The sequence below is a fragment of the Desmonostoc vinosum genome (assembly GCF_059505385.1).
Genome location: NZ_JCACKM010000039.1, coordinates 1 through 16,726, shown reverse-complemented (window position 1 = coordinate 16,726; position 16,726 = coordinate 1). Strand labels below are relative to the sequence as shown.

The 16,726-nt window shown below is 43.0% G+C and carries 21 protein-coding genes and 1 pseudogene; 13 read left to right on the top strand and 9 right to left on the bottom strand.

The window, feature by feature from the left end; all coding sequences use genetic code 11:
- Nucleotides 1-10: 10 nt before the first annotated feature.
- Nucleotides 11-1,474 (bottom strand): signal recognition particle protein, encoded by a 1,464-nt coding sequence (gene ffh, locus AC5JMF_RS06360; RefSeq protein WP_495794858.1) that lies wholly within the window; start codon nucleotides 1,472-1,474, stop codon nucleotides 11-13.
- A gap of 151 nt (nucleotides 1,475-1,625) precedes the next feature.
- On the bottom strand, nucleotides 1,626-2,381 hold the full coding sequence (locus AC5JMF_RS06355) for a hypothetical protein (RefSeq protein ID WP_495794894.1): 756 nt from the start codon (nucleotides 2,379-2,381) through the stop codon (nucleotides 1,626-1,628).
- 63 nt (nucleotides 2,382-2,444) lie between these two features.
- On the opposite strand from AC5JMF_RS06355, the gene AC5JMF_RS06350 reads away from it, so the two are divergent.
- Complete coding sequence (locus AC5JMF_RS06350; protein WP_495794857.1) at nucleotides 2,445-2,633, top strand: hypothetical protein; 189 nt, start codon at nucleotides 2,445-2,447, stop codon at nucleotides 2,631-2,633.
- Nucleotides 2,634-2,649: 16 nt separating this feature from the next.
- Here the strand turns inward: AC5JMF_RS06350 and AC5JMF_RS06345 are convergent, their stop codons facing one another.
- Nucleotides 2,650-4,206 (bottom strand): NAD(P)H-hydrate dehydratase, encoded by a 1,557-nt coding sequence (locus tag AC5JMF_RS06345; RefSeq protein WP_495794856.1) that lies wholly within the window; start codon nucleotides 4,204-4,206, stop codon nucleotides 2,650-2,652.
- Between the two features lie 599 nt (nucleotides 4,207-4,805).
- Between AC5JMF_RS06345 and AC5JMF_RS06340 the strand changes: the two genes are divergently transcribed.
- Complete coding sequence (locus AC5JMF_RS06340) at nucleotides 4,806-4,991, top strand: CopG family transcriptional regulator (protein ID WP_495794855.1); 186 nt, start codon at nucleotides 4,806-4,808, stop codon at nucleotides 4,989-4,991.
- A gap of 233 nt (nucleotides 4,992-5,224) precedes the next feature.
- On the opposite strand, the gene AC5JMF_RS06335 is transcribed toward AC5JMF_RS06340, so the two are convergent.
- Both AC5JMF_RS06335 and AC5JMF_RS06330 read right to left on the bottom strand, forming a co-directional pair.
- The gene (locus AC5JMF_RS06335) at nucleotides 5,225-5,380 is read right to left on the bottom strand and encodes a CopG family transcriptional regulator (protein WP_495794854.1); all 156 of its coding nucleotides are present in this window, start codon (nucleotides 5,378-5,380) and stop codon (nucleotides 5,225-5,227) included.
- 281 nt (nucleotides 5,381-5,661) lie between these two features.
- A complete protein-coding gene (locus tag AC5JMF_RS06330; protein WP_495794853.1) occupies nucleotides 5,662-6,429 on the bottom strand; it encodes a nucleoside phosphorylase in 768 nt (255 codons plus the stop codon).
- A 289-nt stretch (nucleotides 6,430-6,718) separates the two neighbouring features.
- On the opposite strand from AC5JMF_RS06330, the gene fusA reads away from it, so the two are divergent.
- Nucleotides 6,719-8,791, top strand: a complete 2,073-nt coding sequence (fusA, locus tag AC5JMF_RS06325) for an elongation factor G (RefSeq protein ID WP_495794852.1) — start codon at nucleotides 6,719-6,721, stop codon at nucleotides 8,789-8,791.
- A 62-nt stretch (nucleotides 8,792-8,853) separates the two neighbouring features.
- On the opposite strand, the pseudogene AC5JMF_RS06320 reads toward fusA, so the two are convergent.
- Nucleotides 8,854-9,015: pseudogene (locus tag AC5JMF_RS06320) on the bottom strand (TonB-dependent receptor domain-containing protein); the annotation flags it as partial.
- Between the two features lie 14 nt (nucleotides 9,016-9,029).
- Here AC5JMF_RS06320 and AC5JMF_RS06315 point away from each other — a divergent pair.
- The 4 genes from AC5JMF_RS06315 to AC5JMF_RS06300 all read left to right on the top strand — a co-directional run bounded on the left by AC5JMF_RS06315 (nucleotide 9,030) and on the right by AC5JMF_RS06300 (nucleotide 11,637).
- Nucleotides 9,030-9,695: a hypothetical protein gene (locus AC5JMF_RS06315; protein WP_495794851.1), complete on the top strand. Its 666-nt coding sequence runs from the start codon at nucleotides 9,030-9,032 to the stop codon at nucleotides 9,693-9,695.
- Nucleotides 9,696-10,483: 788 nt separating this feature from the next.
- Nucleotides 10,484-10,630, top strand: coding sequence for a hypothetical protein (locus AC5JMF_RS06310; RefSeq protein WP_495794182.1), 147 nt, complete (start codon nucleotides 10,484-10,486; stop codon nucleotides 10,628-10,630).
- Between the two features lie 80 nt (nucleotides 10,631-10,710).
- Nucleotides 10,711-11,067 (top strand): HEAT repeat domain-containing protein, encoded by a 357-nt coding sequence (locus AC5JMF_RS06305; protein ID WP_495794850.1) that lies wholly within the window; start codon nucleotides 10,711-10,713, stop codon nucleotides 11,065-11,067.
- Nucleotides 11,068-11,103: 36 nt separating this feature from the next.
- Nucleotides 11,104-11,637 (top strand): HEAT repeat domain-containing protein, encoded by a 534-nt coding sequence (locus AC5JMF_RS06300; RefSeq protein ID WP_495794893.1) that lies wholly within the window; start codon nucleotides 11,104-11,106, stop codon nucleotides 11,635-11,637.
- Here the strand turns inward: AC5JMF_RS06300 and AC5JMF_RS06295 are convergent.
- Nucleotides 11,587-11,925 (bottom strand): hypothetical protein, encoded by a 339-nt coding sequence (locus AC5JMF_RS06295; RefSeq protein WP_495794849.1) that lies wholly within the window; start codon nucleotides 11,923-11,925, stop codon nucleotides 11,587-11,589. The two genes, AC5JMF_RS06300 and AC5JMF_RS06295, sit on opposite strands and share 51 nt — an antisense overlap.
- Nucleotides 11,926-11,991: 66 nt before the next feature.
- Between AC5JMF_RS06295 and AC5JMF_RS06290 the strand changes: the two genes are divergently transcribed.
- Both AC5JMF_RS06290 and AC5JMF_RS06285 read left to right on the top strand, forming a co-directional pair.
- Nucleotides 11,992-12,204 carry a helicase-related protein gene (locus tag AC5JMF_RS06290; protein ID WP_495794848.1) on the top strand — a complete coding sequence of 71 codons (213 nt, stop codon included), beginning with the start codon at nucleotides 11,992-11,994 and terminating at the stop codon, nucleotides 12,202-12,204.
- Nucleotides 12,205-12,276: 72 nt separating this feature from the next.
- Complete coding sequence (locus AC5JMF_RS06285) at nucleotides 12,277-12,756, top strand: hypothetical protein (RefSeq protein ID WP_495794847.1); 480 nt, start codon at nucleotides 12,277-12,279, stop codon at nucleotides 12,754-12,756.
- Nucleotides 12,757-13,107: 351 nt separating this feature from the next.
- Here the strand turns inward: AC5JMF_RS06285 and AC5JMF_RS06280 are convergent, their stop codons facing one another.
- Entirely contained in the window at nucleotides 13,108-13,407 is a 300-nt protein-coding gene (locus AC5JMF_RS06280; RefSeq protein ID WP_495794846.1) for a type II toxin-antitoxin system RelE/ParE family toxin, read from the bottom strand.
- A complete protein-coding gene (locus tag AC5JMF_RS06275; protein WP_495794845.1) occupies nucleotides 13,389-13,577 on the bottom strand; it encodes a hypothetical protein in 189 nt (62 codons plus the stop codon). The genes AC5JMF_RS06280 and AC5JMF_RS06275 overlap by 19 nt, the downstream gene beginning before the upstream one ends.
- A gap of 347 nt (nucleotides 13,578-13,924) precedes the next feature.
- Here AC5JMF_RS06275 and AC5JMF_RS06270 point away from each other — a divergent pair, with 347 nt between their 5' ends.
- The 4 genes from AC5JMF_RS06270 (at nucleotide 13,925) to AC5JMF_RS06255 (ending at nucleotide 16,562) form a co-directional block, all read left to right on the top strand.
- Nucleotides 13,925-14,257, top strand: a complete 333-nt coding sequence (locus AC5JMF_RS06270) for a helix-turn-helix domain-containing protein (RefSeq protein WP_495794844.1) — start codon at nucleotides 13,925-13,927, stop codon at nucleotides 14,255-14,257.
- A gap of 107 nt (nucleotides 14,258-14,364) precedes the next feature.
- Complete coding sequence (locus AC5JMF_RS06265; protein ID WP_495794843.1) at nucleotides 14,365-14,919, top strand: hypothetical protein; 555 nt, start codon at nucleotides 14,365-14,367, stop codon at nucleotides 14,917-14,919.
- A gap of 78 nt (nucleotides 14,920-14,997) precedes the next feature.
- Complete coding sequence (locus AC5JMF_RS06260) at nucleotides 14,998-15,327, top strand: hypothetical protein (protein WP_495794842.1); 330 nt, start codon at nucleotides 14,998-15,000, stop codon at nucleotides 15,325-15,327.
- A gap of 23 nt (nucleotides 15,328-15,350) precedes the next feature.
- Complete coding sequence (locus tag AC5JMF_RS06255; protein ID WP_495794841.1) at nucleotides 15,351-16,562, top strand: hypothetical protein; 1,212 nt, start codon at nucleotides 15,351-15,353, stop codon at nucleotides 16,560-16,562.
- Nucleotides 16,563-16,726: the final 164 nt, after the last annotated feature.

Sequence of the window (16,726 nt, the reverse complement as noted above, 5' to 3'; positions counted from 1 at the left end):
TGACTAATAACTAAAGATTCCCAAAGCCTTTCTTCTTTTTATCTTTGTTCTTTTTCTTTTTCGTACCTGCGCCGCTATTGTAACCGCGCCAGCCGGGAGCGGGACGATTGCCGCCTGCGCCTGCGAAGGCGTTACCCATACCGCCACCAAACATCCCCGGCATTCCACCAGGTAAACGACCTTGACCCATTTGCTGCATGAGCGATCGCATTTTTTGGAAGTCTGCTACTAGCTTACTCACATCTGCTTCTTTATAACCAGAACCAGACGCAATCCGTCGCCGTCGGTTGGGAGAACTGGCCAATAAATCGGGGTCATGGCGTTCTTGACGGGTCATGGAATTGATCATTGCTTCACAGCGCTTGAGCTGGGTTTCACCTTGCTTGAGTTGGTCATCTGAGAGTTTGTTCATCCCTGGAATCATCTTTATGATGCCTCCAAGTGATCCCATGTTTTTCAGTAAGCGCAATTGTTTGAGAAAGTCGGTGAAGTCAAACTTGGCTGAGAGAATTTTCTCTTGCATTTTCTCAGCATCTGCAAGGTCAATCTCTTCTTGGGCTTTTTCTACCAGGGTGAGAACATCACCCATACCCAAAATTCGTGATGCCATGCGATCGGGATAAAATGGCTGGAGTGCCTCGACTTTCTCGCCCACACCCACAAATTTAATTGGCGCTCCCGAAATCTGTCTTACCGACAGTGCCGCGCCACCACGGCTATCACCATCTAATTTAGTGAGAATGGCTCCGGTGATCCCAATTTGATCGTGGAAAGTACGGGTAAGATTTGCTGCCTCTTGACCAGTCATGGCATCCACCACTAGCAGAGTTTCTTGTGGTTGGACGGTTTGTTTGATGCGGGATAACTCCGCCATCATCTCCTCGTCGATTTGCAAGCGACCAGCAGTATCAATAATTACCGTATTTACACCTTCTGCCTTGGCACGCTCAACGCCTTGACGGGCAATTTCTACTGGGTCGGCATCACTTCCCAGTTCAAAAACTGGGACATCAATTTGCTTACCCAATGTGATCAGCTGGTCAATGGCTGCTGGACGATATATATCTGTTGCCACTAATAAGCAACTGCGCTCTAATTTCCGCAGATGCAAGGCTAACTTAGCAGTCGCGGTAGTTTTACCAGTACCCTGCAATCCAGCCATTAGCACGATAGTGGGCTGTTCTTGTGCTTCTGCTAGGGGAACATTCTCTTCTCCCATCACCTGCACTAGTTCATCGTAAACAACTTTGATGAACTGTTGATCAGGTCGCACGCCCGCGATTACCTCGGCTCCCTGTGCTTTGGTTTCAACTTCGTTAATAAAATCTTTGACTACCTGGAGGTTAACATCTGCTTCCAACAAGGCACGGCGCACCTCCCGCAGAGCCTCTTGAATGTTGGACTGAGAAATTTTGTCCTGTCCTCGCAGTTTTTTCCAGGCAGCTTCTAAACGGTCAGATAGAGCATCAAACATATTTTAGTTACAGGTAGTTAGCCAATGGGAAACCGATAAAGTTTAAACGTGCTATATTACCAGCTTAGTAGTTTTCACCCCGACTGTAGCAATCAGCAAGAGGATTTTGGGATTGTGGCGATCGCTTGTCGGCGGAAAACCTGATTAACCTTTAACTACAGTTAATTGCTGAAGCCGAGTTCATCTTTGTTAAATCGCTAGTAAAGACGGCTGTGTATTTATAAGGTGAAGAACCAGAGCAAGTCATGGAATTTGTATTTGTACGGCGGGGAGTCCACCATGAATCTGCTTGCACAGTCAAATGTATTCCATTCCATGAGAGATTTTTGACCAATAAAGAGTTAGTTTTACCGTCATTCGCCTTTTTCGCAGAAATGAATGTAGCATAGTATACATTACCATTGGTTGAGTTCATCCGGGCTATGATTGCAACTTTGGGGCCGCCACCACTGCCATAGCTAGATAGCCAGCGTCCAGTGGCAAAGCGCCGAAAATCATTACCAGGTTGACTACCAGTAGCAGAAAAAACACCATATAAAATATTTCCTCCATCCCATAGCAAGCCATAGCCTGTACCATCGTCATTTGTTGTTTCGTAATCACTACGACACCATCTTTTGACACCATTATCAAAACGGATCATTACAGGGTTTTTGTTATTAGATGAAACTTGCTGATAACCAATGTAAATGGTTGATATTCTGTTACCTACTTTCGGGCCATTTTTAGCTTTAATTTTTGCTTCACTATCATTGCAACTAAACGTCACAGCATTACTAACAGATGAGTTGATGATGGTCTGGGCAAAAACAGAAGGAGCTTTTTCTGTAACTACTAAATCAGCTGCCAATACTACCGATAGGGAGAAACACGCTAGATACTTTTGCAATTTATGACCAGAAATCATGGTATTGGTTGCCAAAAAACTGTAAACTACACTACCATAAACTCTCACTGAGTATTTAGACAATTGCAAAGAACACGGGGAAACCTAAGCAATTATCAGGGTTATTGCAGGCTCAATAAACCTGAAATTATTGATGAACTGGAGCCATCTAAAAAAGTGATTGTAGAAGATTTTCGTCAAGCTTGGCATGAAGCTATGATCGGAGAAACGATTCCTGTAGCTCAAATTTGGCAAGGACTTGAAGGTGTCTGAGCAATCGTTATAGGGATTACACCCCTAGTTTCTGAGGAACTTTCAGCAAATAGTTTGTCAATGTCAACGCGTCTACGCCTAATTCAGTGCGATCGCCAGCTGCTAAAATACCTGCTTGTGAATGCCACCAAGCGGCGGTGGCAACAATATCTTCTACAGCAATTTGTTTAGCAATTGCCGGTGCTAATAATCCACCCAGCAAGCCAGTTAACACATCGCCACTACCGCCACGGGCCAAGGCTGGAGTACTTTCTGGGTTAATCCACAAAAAACCTTGGGGGTTGGCGATCGCAGTTCTGGCTCCTTTTAACAATACCACTGCCCCACTTTGGGCAGCAGCTTCTCGCACTGCTTGCAATCTGTTTTGTTTGGCATCATCAAGAAGATGGGGAAACAGCCGCTGGAATTCCCCAGTGTGGGGTGTGAGTACCGTTAGTGCTTGGCGTTTTTGTAATGTGGGGATAGTTCCCATCTGGGCTAAGATATTTAGACCGTCAGCATCAAGAATTAATGGGCGATCGCTTTTGATGACTGCTTGGACAACGGGAGTACTATCTTGAGTTAAACCGGGGCCACAGGCGATCGCATTAAAGGAACTAAGATCGGTTTTTTCTGGTAGTTGTAATTGAGCAATTGCCCCTGCTTGTGTCTCTGGACAGCCAACAATCAGCGCTTCTGGTAAATGTGAGACTAAAATCGGTTTTAAAGATTCAGGTACGGCGATTGAAAGCATCCCCACACCACTAGCCCGCGCCCCCAAACCAGTTAAAATTGCTCCACCAGCATAGCGCCGCGAACCACAAATCAACAGTAAATGACCTTCTTTATATTTGTGGGTAACTGGGGGACGGGGTAGCGGTAAAGTAGCAAGTGCCGTTACTGGGGTGATGCGTTTCATCTTTGGTGTATCTCCCAAAATAGCTTTGACATCAGCTAAGGGGATATCAAAATCGATTAACTCAGCTTTGCCGATATAATCTAAGGCTTGGTCTTGCAGAAAAGCCAACTTCCACAAACCAAGACAAAACGTGTGAGTAGAACGAATAGCGGTTCCTAATACCTCACCTGTATCAGTGTGCAAACCCGAAGGTAAATCAATACTAATAATCGGCTGATGCCATGTATTTAACTGATTAATTGCTGAGGCGATCGCGTCTTTTAGGGTTCTTTCTAAACCAAATCCAAACAACCCATCAATTAATAACTCACAATTTGCTAGTTGCTCAATTGCCTGATAACAAGGAATACCTAAACTCTGAGCGTACTGCAAATGCTGTGAAGTCAATTCCTTGAGCTTAGCAAAAGGAGAATATATCCAAACCTCATATCCACGAAAGTGTAATTCACGGGCTACTACCAAAGCATCCCCCCCATTATGACCAGGGCCGACAAGAATTCCAATTGCTTGTCTTTGGTTCGGGTAAATTTCTTGAATTCGATGGGTAATTAATCCTGCTACTTTTTCCATCAAAGCGATTACTGGCATTCCTGCTGTAAAAATACGCTCTTCAATTTGGCGCATTTGCTCAGCAGTCACTATCACTTGTGAAATTTGCTCTTGCCTATCTTGCATCAGTCCTTAAGTCCTATTTTTTTCCAAAATCAAATAGGATAGCTATATGAGGAGTATGGCATCGAAATTAAATAATTCGTAATGACGCGACGCTCCTGTGTCGCTCTAAGCGAAGCTATGCCGCAGGCTTTACGCTGACGCTCGTACCGACGCTCGAGGACTCGCTCTAAGCGAAGCTATGCCGTAGGCTTTACGCTACGCTACCGCTACGCTACCGCTTCGCTAACGCTAACGCTATCGAGGACTCGCTCTAAGCGAAGCTATGCCGTAGGCTTTACGCTACGAAGCGCGTAATTCGTAATTAAGTTTTGTAATGGGGATTTACTTATATTCCCACACCCCCACACCCTCATACTCCTATTTCTTGACAGTCAAAGGTCAATAAGCAGCAACTACATGCAAAATTTTTTAAATAGTCCACTATGTTTAGCATCCGAACTATACTAGCTTAAGTTCCATCTCAAAATCTAGATTTTCACTGGTAAAGACATTCCCGAATTGGCAATCTTAACTTTGGAAGACTAAATATTTTCCATTTTCTCAAGAAATCAACATTCTGTATTCCCTAGTAAGCTTGCAAATATCCAGCCTATCTATCAATGAATAAGATCGGTGTACCTAAAGTTCCCAGTTTTGTTACTACTAATAAAACATGGCCAGTCAAGCAAATAGCGGTAAACCTAACAGTAGATGAAGCTCAAAAATTAGAAAAGTACTGTGAGCAAACAGGAAGAAAATTGACTGACGTAATTAAAGAGCTAATTCAAGGATTGCCCAAGACCTGAGTTTGCAAGGGGGATTAGGGGCTTTTGGCCTAGGGAATCGCTATGCTTCAAAGCAAGATATTTATTTCATGACAAGATTCTCGGCTAATCACCTGATTAATGACTTGTTACAAGACAAAACACCAATGTTTGTCTTTTGGCATCTGATGATTAGTTGCTGATGTAAATTGATATGAAATTGAGGTGTTGATGTAACATTTCATCAACACCAGAGAATGAAGCAAGTTTTTATGCTACTCACTCTTTGTTGCTATCGGTAAACTTCGGATAAGTTCCCGAATCACGTCTGTGGCAGCTCTGCCTGTGTTTTCACAATAGTTTTCGAGCTTCATAACCTCGTTTGATGTCAGATTTACAGTAATCCGCTTGACTGCCCACTTTTTGTTCATGCTGAAACAGGTAATAGTTTAATAACATCTTCAAACCTTGATTCTACCTTCAGGACGGGAAATAAATTAACTTATGTTATGTAGGTATGCGATCGCATCTTATATTTTTTGGGTTGAATAATAGCAGGACAAAACGGTGATTGGCTAAGATATACAGCGCTCGGATGAGCTAGATTGAGCATACGCTATTTATTGATCTAGATGTTATTTAACTCACAGTCCAAAGAACTTACATAAAATATTTTGAAGACGCGGTGCGCTTTTGTTGATCTAGATGTTATTTAACTCGCAGCTGCGTGTATAGCAGTTGCGATCGCATTGTTCACCGCAATATCTTTTTTGGGCATAATGACGTTTTCAGTAACGGTACGCACAGCAACGACACCACAAACAGCAGCAGCGGCAAACCCGTATACGCCAGCCATTTTAAACAACGTGCCACATTCCATTTCGTAGTTCAAGATATTCAAGCGTCGATATTCTTCCGTGATCCCTTGTAGCGATCGCATTAAATTTGGATTTGCGGAATGACTGCGTTCTTGTCCTTCATAAAAAGTATCCACTGAAGCTGTAATACCTATGTAATGTTCAATCTCTAGTTCTCGTGCTGCTTTCACCAAAGCGACTGTGAGGAACGGATCGGCTGCGGCGGGATACTCTATAGGTGCAATGTCATTAGCTGCACCTTGTCGACACAATGCAGCATTGCTAATTACAATACTACCGACGGGTACATGGGGTTGAATAGAGCCGCAAGTTCCAATACGAATAATTTGTCGAATTCCTACCTGTACCAACTCATTGACTACAATACTCAATGAAGGCGCACCCATACCGCTAGTAGCAGATAAAATTGGGCGATGATTGGGCAAGTATCCTACATAGCTATTGAGTCCGCGATTTTCTGATAACAGGCGCACATCCTGCAAATAAGTTTGAGCAATTAGACGCGATCGCTCCGGATCGCCTGATAATAGAGCAATGCTGGGAGGTAATGAACCTAAATCATCATGTCCAAATCCGATGTGATAGAAGCGTTGAGCAGCCATAATACTAATTCATAATTGGAGTTAAGACTATTAGGAAAAATGCGATCGCATATATGATTTACAAAGGGTGCATTTTTACTAGAGACTATAAGCAATAAACAAAAAAAGCTTTTCCTACAAGGGTGATCGCAATATCAAAATCATCAAATTGGTAGATGAATCTACCACTAACTTGACCAATCATTTTATTCCTGGAATCATCTAACCTGGACATGTAGTATATTTGTAGTACATAAAACTATTACCATGTCAATGGTAATAGTTTGTCACTGAAACAAAAGGAAATATTATGATTCCCCGAAAACGCATCCGCAATATCGGTATCTCTGCTCACATCGACTCTGGTAAAACTACGTTATCCGAGCGAATTCTCTTCTACACGGGCAGAATCCACGCTATTGAAGAGGTGCGGGGAGGCGGTAAGGGTGCAACGATGGATTATATGCCAGAGGAAAAACTACATGGCATTACCATTACTGCTGCTGCTACTACCTGTCAATGGCATGATACCCAAATCAATCTTATTGATACACCTGGACATGTGGATTTTACAATTGAGGTAGAGCGTTCTCTAAGGGTACTGGATGGGGCAGTTATGGTACTGTGTGCCGTCGCGGGTGTGCAGTCGCAATCGATCACCGTGGATCGGCAAATGAAGCGCTACCGCGTGCCGCGTTTGGCATTCATCAACAAGATGGATCGCTTGGGGGCAAATCCGTTTCAGGTGATACAAGCAATGCGCGATCGCCTGCAACTCAATGCGGTGTTACTTCAGCATCCTATTGGTAGCGAAGAGCAATTCCAAGGGGTGATTGACCTAGTAGAGATGATGGCTCACTTTTTTGAGGGTGAGAACGGTGAAAACTGGGTCAAGCAGCCAATTCCTGACGCTCTGATGGAGGAGGCACAGCAGGCACGGGAGAAGTTGCTTGATGCTTTGTCGCTATTCTCAGAACCGATGACTGAGATGCTATTGGCAGGTGAGGAAATTCCCCAAGAATTGATTTGGGCAACCATCCGACAAGCGACTTTGAGCTTAGAACTGACACCTGTACTGCTGGGTTCGGCATTCAAAAACAAAGGAGTACAAAACTTATTGGATGCGATCGCTCTTTATTTACCATCACCGCTGGATAGGAAAGTTGAGGGACTGGGGAACTCGGGGCCCTCGCTCCTGGGGGGAGTGGGGATTAGGGGTAATGGGGACTGGAGAACAACTAATATCCAATCCCTAATCTCTGACCCTAATGCGAACTTGGTGGCTTTGGCGTTTAAACTCACCGTCGAGTCCTTTGGGCAATTGACTTACACTCGTATTTACTCTGGGACGTTAAAGCCGGGTGATACCGTCTACAACTCCCGTACTGAACAACGGGTGCAAATTGGGCGAATTGTGAGAATGCACGCCAACAAGCGCGAAGAGGTGAAGATGGCTGTGGCTGGGGATATCGTTGCCCTGTTGGGTGTTGATTGTGCCTCCGGCGATACTTTGTGTACTGGGGAACCACTAGTTTCCCTAGAGGGTATGTTTATACCGGAACCAGTGATTACTCTGGCGGTGACACCCAAGAAACAGGAAGATAGTGATCGCCTCTCGAAGGCACTCAATCGCTTCCAACGCGAAGATCCCACTTTCCGGTTAAGCATTGACCCCGAATCAGGAGCAACTTTGATTTCTGGTATGGGTGAACTGCACCTAGAAATTTACCTTGAGCGGATTCAGCGGGAGTATAATGCCGAGGTCTACGTCGGCAAACCAGCTGTAGCATACCGGGAAACGATTGGGCAACGAGCGACCTTTAACTACCGACTCAAAAAACAGTCGGGTGGCCCTGGTCAGTACGCCCATATTACTGGGTGGATTGAACCCGCCGATGAGCCGTTTGTGTTTGAGAATCGGGTTGTGGGGGGTGCGATTCCCAAAGAATACATCCCTGCATGTGAGAAGGGTTTGCGCGAGGCGATGCAGTCAGGAATGCTAGAAGGCTATCCCGTGACTGGGATAAAAGTTGTTTTGGAGGGGGGTTCCTATCACCCAATCGATTCTTCAGAATTAGCCTTCCGGTCGGCAGCGCATCAAGCACTCTCAAATGCGATCGCCAAAGCCAAACCTTACATCCTCGAACCAATTATGCTAGTAGAGGTGGAAACACCCAACGAGTTTATGGGACGAGTTCAAGGCGACCTGTCATCCCGTCGGGGTTTGTTATTGGGTTCACAGACTATGCAAGGATACTCAGTGATTCGGGCACAAGTGCCACTGGCGCGGATGTTTGGCTATTCTTGTGACTTGCGATCGCTAACTTCTGGCATGGCAACCTTTACAATGGAGTTTGCTTGCTACAGACAGTCTCAAAGTTAGTTTTACCATACTCAGTATTAAGTACTGAGTATGGTACAAAATACTCAGTGTTTACTGGTTAAACTCCCATTAAAATTCGTTCCAGCGACGGGGGTAAAAAAGCAGCTATCGCTGGCATACAATGAAATTGGTTCAATGGGTTGATAGACGATGCCAACACGAGGGCTAAAGGCATCATCCGTTTGGCTAGTTTCGGTGTTAGCAAGCTCATCTGGATTCGTCTGCTTGGAGTAGTTCTATGTTGGTTGCCAATCCGCTTGTTTTAGATGCCAGCGCTACTTATACATTCCGCAGCTACTTTGAAATGCGCTTTTCTCCAATAGATATTTTAGGAGATTTAGGATGCAGCTTGAAGCGATCGCTACTCTCTCTACCTCGTTCCTTTTGGGATACGAGCGCATTACGACAGCGAATAGAAGCCTATTTACCCTACATTAGTTTGACTAGCGAAGCTGCTCGTCGTGAATCTTTAGTAGCTCCTATTTTATTAGAACTTGCACAAACCGTTAAAACCCCAGTACAAATTGAATATCCCCTTGAGGTCAATCAATACCTTAAAGGTGAACTCGATTACTACTTAAATAACCAATACAACCTAATTGTGATTGAAGCCAAGAACGCTGACCTTACCCGTGGAGCTGTTCAGCTTGCAGTCGAACTGATTGCTTTGAATCTATGGTTGGCGAAACGACAAGGTATCGCATCGTTAATTACTCCCCTAACTGGAGCTGTTACCACTGGCGATATTTGGCAGTTCAGTCAATACGATCCAAACCAACATCAAATTACTCAAGATTTATCACTCTATCGCATCCCTGAAGATTTAGAAGCCTTGACTCAAATTCTTAAAGGCATTCTTGATCAGACCCATTCCACTGAAACCTTAGCTACCTCTGAATTTTAGCGAAGACAAAGGATTGGGTTTTCAGCGGGAAAAATTATAAAAAATATGCCGAAAACCCTCTTTGAACAGCAACGTAGTTGCATCCAAGCGTACTTGAGGCAGGGGATGAAGGCTAATTAAGTCTTTGATTGTCTCAGCCATGTTAAAATATTCTAATCAGTACAAGATTTAAAAACCTACCCCCGGACTGGGGGAAAGTCTACGCCCGAAAAACCTTGAGGAGATATCACTACGCCCTATGGGGCAAACGTGGTGAGCCGCGCGTACCTGTATAAACAGGATATTAAGTCCGTGAGGTCTTAAGAATCTCCGCACCTTTAGGTCGGAGAGTGTCAAGGTTGAAGCTTCATTAGACTTCTTGCAAAAGTCTTAATTACAGTCGATAGTATTGTGCTGATGTAATTGTCTCCATAACAAGATGCGATCCTAATATCTTGCACCAGTCCCAAAAACAGCCATAGGTTAGAAACGAATGGCACTAAGAAAAGCTATAAGCTATGCAGAATAAGCACCAGAGCTTTTAACGTTCTTAAACGATGGATGTATGGCTCAGGAGATTGTGCTTGATGCAAAGTGCAAGAGTTGCGTTCACAAAGTGTGCCGCAGTATCGATTTGTTGAGAGAGCTTTTTGGGATCTTGTACCGACCCATAGTGCGATCGCTATGTCGGTAAAATGGAAGTCCCCAAGTATGTAGGGGGTGTGCAAAAATTTTTTTAGGTAGAAAAAGCTTACTCGTTCATGAAATACTTTCTTTGATACAAGTAAGCCAATACCATAACTAATACTGTGACACTAAGAGTACAAATCCTCAAGGATAAATTGAGTCAACGTCCTGCACGCAGCGAACCACGAGTCACCAAACGCCGCCCCAAAGCCTACCCCAGATTGACCAAACCCCGGCAAGAATTACGTAAACAATTGCAGACTGCTTAATCGATAAGCGTTTCCGCTTTTCTTAGTGCCATTCAATAGTAACACAAATTGTCAAGTGGGTCGTTGATGATGCCCACTTGATGAAAGAAGAAGCTGAGTTAGTACTGCAACACATAGACCGTACAAAAGCGATCGCCGCCTTGGTGCAACTGCTACGATCAAATCATTTAAAGGATCACACTTGTATCCAGATAGTATCTGGCTTAGGGAAAATCGGCACAAACAATGAAATTGCAATTGCAGCTTTGGTGCAACTACTCCAATCAACTAATTTAGATGACTACACTCGTATCCAGGTAGCATCTGGCTTAGGAAAAATTGACTCTGGCAATGAAATTGCAATTGCAACCTTGGTGGAACTGCTGTTATCACCTAAATTGGTTACTGTTGGTAATAATTATGAAATTCCTAGACGAGCAGCAGAAAGCTTAGGGTAAATTGGTACAGGCAATGAAATTGCGATCGCTGCCTTGGTGCAACTGCTGCTATCACCTGATTTAGAGTGGTACAACTTCACCTTTAGGCAGGCAGGAGAAAGCTTAAAGAAAATCGTCACAGGCAATGAAATTTTGAGCGAAAACTTGGTGCATTGCCTGCGATTTGATCATATTTATTTCGAGATTCGCAGGTTAGCAGGAGAAATCTTAAAGAAAATTGCTACAAGCAATGAAATGGCGATCTCCGCCTTGGTTCAATGCCTGCATTCAAATGAGGAGTCTTGGTACACTCGTAAGTTCGCAGCAGAAAGCTTATGGCAAATTGGTACAGATAATGAAATGGCGATCTCCGCCTTGGTTCAATTCCTGCAATCAACTAATACTACTTTCTGGGAAATAGAAGAAACCCGTCTAAAGGCAGCATATAGCTTAGGGAAAATCGACCCTGGCAACGAAATTGCAATCTCTACCTTGGTACAATTGCTGCAATCAACTTTGAATAATCAAGCAGCATATATCTTAGGGCAAATTGGTACAGATAATGAAATGGCGATGGCAGCTTTGACTTGATTCTTTAATTTCAAGAATCAAGTCAATAAAAAATTGATTATAAGTTGTTTTTTGAGATTGAAGTAAATTAATAATTGTTTCATAGTCAGTCATCAAACTATTTAAAGTCTTAATGCTTTCATCAAGACTAAGAGGCTTGCGGCTTAAACCTAGAAATGTTGGCTTACCCTCTTTTACTAATTGGCATCGCTGGCGGATATCTCGGTGTTGTTGCTCAAAACTATCATTTAACAACACTGGTAGCCGATATTCTCGACGATAGATTCGGACAATACGGGTTTGTGCCATGAGTCCTAAATTACTATATTGTTACAATTTTAATTTACCAGCTAGTTTCCGAGTTAGGAGAATGTATTGGAGTGGTGTTTAGTTCCTAAAGAAGAAATTAAACGCCGATTCCGTCAAAATGAAATCAAAATTCTCCTGTGTACTGAGTCTGCTTCTGAAGGGTTGAATTTACAAAATTGTGGGGTGTTGATTAATTATGATATGCCCTGGAATCCTATGCGAGTCGAACAGCGCATTGGCAGAATTGACCGCATTGGACAAAGGTATTCTACTGTGTGAATCCACAATTTTTACTATGATGGCACTGTAGAAGCGAAGGTTTATAAAAAATTGCGCGATCGCATCAATGCTATGCAGCAAGCTATTGCTAACAGTCAAAGCCAACAGGCAGTTCCTCAAATAATAGAGCTAAGGGAGCGATGCCTACGGCAACTCGAAGCGAGAATGCAAACAATTATCGCCACCGCCAACACCGCCCAACTACAGGCAGAAAGACGAGATTATATAGCTGAGAGTATTTCCCAAAGCTTACAGTCAATGGGTTTTAGTATCACTTTTCATCAACCAGAACACCCACAACATCCTGCCACAGCTGTTATTTTAGGAGCCACCAACAACACAGGTAAAGGTATTAGTGTTAGCGTTCCCATCACTGGACAGGTGTTTTATGACGTAAATGGCTATGTCAAGCACAGTATGGCTACTGTAGATGGAAATACGACTTCTGTTTGCGATGAAGCCGAACAGATACTCAATGAAATGCACGATGTTTTAGAAGGTAAATTTGGTGTGAAAATGGGGGAAGTATTGTGGCAAGGTAAAGACTCATAGTTACAAACAGCACATTTTGGTATTGTTAGTCGCGGTGATGCAAGGATTTTGGGCTATTCTACCGTCTTATCTTGCACCTGAATATACTTCTAGGGTCAGATAATCTATAGACTGCAAGCTTTTCTTTCTTCTTCAGCAAGTCCTAAGTAGAAAGTAGTAATAATCGAGACTTAGTAATAAGTCAATAAGCTATGCTTAATGCGATTATTTAAGAGTTTATTGATAATAGACTACTCTTATATGCAGTCCAGTGTAGGCATTAGTCGCACCGTTAATTGCTGTTTGTAAAACTTGTGGGTCTGTCATCTTGCAGTCGAATGTAGAAACCTTGTTTAAGTGGCTACATTCAATCTAAAGCTCTAGATTATCTTGTGCCGAGTGCCAAAATCTAGCAATGCTGATCCGCTTTTTCTCTTCTTCAACCCTGTAAACAACACGATAGGGTTTAAAAATAAGCTGACGAATATTCGGATCGTCAAATTCAAGTACTTTCTGACCCTTGAATGGAAACTGACTTAACTCCTTAGTCTTTTCTAGGAGTCGTTGACCCAACTTTCTTGCAGCTTCAGGGTTACTTGAAGCAATATACCTGACAATTGCCTCTAAATCACCCACAGCTTTAGGAGAGAGGATTACTTGGTAGTTGTCCATGCTTCAATCATCTGTTCAACAGATTCAATTGACACTCCTTGTCCTTGGTTAATCTCTTCTAAACCCTCTTTTACAGCCGCAATAAACTCAATTTCTCGAACAATCTCACGTAAAGACACATTTGGCGGTAATCGCTTCACAAGTTCAAGAACGGTTTCTCTATCGCTCATGGTAGTTTTCGCTTCTATGCAAATGACTACTGTAATCTTAACCCCGCTCCACACCCTCATCCAGCTATTTTTGTTTGGTCGAGAACTAAGGCTGTTACTAGGGGATATCTGCAATTGAAAGGAACCTTTACTAAGGCTGCTACTCATTTACCCTAATTTTATTTTCTCAACAGATGCGATCGCTGGCATTGCTACTTGTATAACTTAACTGAGAGCAAATTCCTCTAACGAAAGGCGATTGTTGTCTTGAGTTGTTGCATAGTAATACAAAGTTGATGACATGAACGGTCATGCCACCTCCCTGTAGGGTACTTTATTACTGCTTACAACAATAAACCTAAAATGTTATGCTGGCAAGTAGCAACGGCAAAAAAATTACTACGATGATAGATATTGAACATATTGCAACATTTAAGTGGAGTAATAAACAAGCTAAAAAATTAACAGAATTACGCGGAAATATGCCTCGACGCCAGCTTGAGCAAAAAACCAATGAGCTTGGCTTAAAGGTTGCACATCAATATATACAGCAGCTAGAACAGCCTGATTATTATGCCACTCGCCTCAAAAGTGGAACAATTACTGTCTCAACAGAAGTTGTTAATGTATTGTGCGAAGCACTAAATGCTGATATAACTGACTTCTTTGATACTGCTAAAATAATTACCGTTGTTGCTTGACGTTTGTCCGTTACCAACGGTAATATAGGGATATTAAAACAAAAGGCGACCGCACAAGTTACCAGGCTCAGCGATCACCCTTTGACCCTATTACAGGAGATTCTATTATGGCGCATCCAACTTACACTGCACAACAGCTGCAACGAGAAACAAGAGAGCGGCTTAAAGTCATTTATACGCAAATTGGCTCTACCGTCAAAGTTACAGACAAACGCTACAAGCACTCCTGGATACAAGCCATTCTCCTTCACCAGTCCGCCCAGCTTCAAAAGGTTAACGAACAAGCCACTGTCCAGGCAGAACTAGAACAGCACATTGCAACCCAAGCCAACGCGATCGCTCCCGAACCACTGACAACAGTAGAGATATCCTTTTACGATCACGAAATATATTCAGGCAATCATCTCATTGCCAGCATCACCCACGATGATGATCTAACCCAGCCTTGGGTAGTCATGGTAGACGGCAAAGAGAAATTCCGCGCTAACACTTGGGCTAGATGCCACCACTTCATTCAATGGCATCTAAACAATTCGCAATTACCAAGTCGCAATTCGCAATTAAATTCCATACCTAAGAGTAGAGAGTTCGCGTCTTTGATGAATCAATCACCTGATCGCATAGATAATTGCGAATTGAGAACTGCGTTAGCGCAGCGTTAGCGAGTCTTCGAGCGTCATTGCGAATTGCTTCATGAACCCACTCAAACAGAAGCGCCATGCACCAGCGAAAACCGAATCATGGCGCATATCTTCAACGAGTGCCAGAAGTACGGGTTTGAAATTCTCGATGATGGGATTTACAACAGCAACGGCGTAAAGCTGGGACAAGTCGGATGCACTGACGGCAATTGGTGGGTAACTCTAAGTTCACAAGGTCAGCAGCAGTATTCTGACTCGGTGTTTGATGCAGTGCGTTTGCTGTCTATGGACGAAGTGTTGCCCACTCCTGACCCTGCCTCTTTTGAAGAATTGTTAGACCTCCCATTTGACGAGTTGACTGCCAGTGAATGGGAACGGTTACAGGAGTATGCGGCCTTCAGCGAAGAACCGGAGTTAGTCGCAGCTTAAAGCTTGGGCTTTGCCTGAAATGCATGTTAAAGGGAATTTTCTTCATTCCCTTATCCCCTTTCCCTAGTAATTCACACAAAGGCGATCGCACTGACATTTGCAATCAGAGGGCGATCGCCCTAACCCATCCAAAACCATCACTTATCACATCTATGCAACCCACAATATCCATTCCCAAGAACTGGGAGTATCCGCACTTTGTTCTAGGTCAGCGCACACAACAAGGCATAATTATAGGCTTTGAGTACTACGCCGAAGACAGTTTCCTCGCTGAAAGATATGGTAGCGGCTGGCGTTACTCTGTAATTCCTGACAAGAACTCTAATGAGTTGTTGCAGGCGATCGCAAATCATTTCCAGCGAAATACGACTACAGAAACATCATTACTAAATACTTCATCAAACATGAGTACTGAAATTAAATTAGGACTTTGTAATCCTCCCGAACCTATTTATCTCTACGTTAATCAGGGAGAAATAAATGGGGAATCTTTTGTTTGGTATCAGTTTAATATTGAACAGGATAAGAAAATACCAGTTTCTCAAAGGGCATTAACAGGTTATTTGTCAGAGCTACGATTGACAGCTAAAGAATTCAAAGGAAAGGACAACAGGAAACTTGATATTGTTGTCAGCGCCGATGAACTTTACGTTATCAGACCTGGGTTAGAAACCAACTTCGCTAAAAGCTTTCTTTTGGCTGCATCATTAGTCCAAGACTTTGATAAACCCCTGATTATTGCTGCTACTGCTGGTGAAGAAAACACGGTCTTCTGCAATCTTTACGATGCTGCAACCAAAACTAAGATTAAAAGGGAATGGAATAAAGATGTAGACTGGGCAAGCATCATCCATGACATCCAATCTCTTTTAGGTGGTACATCCTCAACTATTCCACCAACGCCGAAACTTAGTGGAGTAAATCAATCAATCCACCCACAAGATTTACGAATAAGAAATATTCGTACTTTACTTGATTATCCATTGGATTTAGTTAAAGAGTGGTTGCAGTTTCAAGATGTTGAACGTCCAAGCTTACTACCTGAAAGTAAGATTAATGAACTTATCAAGTCGATGTGTTTAGCTTGGGCATCTGATAAGTGTGACCATCCCAACTATGCCCAATCTTCCTATCAAAAGCAAGTAGTCGATGCTGTCGTGCAGGGGGCTGATGAATTAACCGCAATCAAGACATGGATGCAGCAGTTACAAGCAGTAAAAGCTGGGACAACGTAAAGTTTTTAGAAATCAAGAGTCAGAATAACTTTGTATCCTAGCTCTTGATTTATCTTCTCTAAATCAAATCTTTGGAAGTGATAAATGAATAAAAAATCAACCGATATAGCTGACGGGGCGACAAAAAAGCTAGGATACTGATAAAATAAGCTCCATAGCCCTGA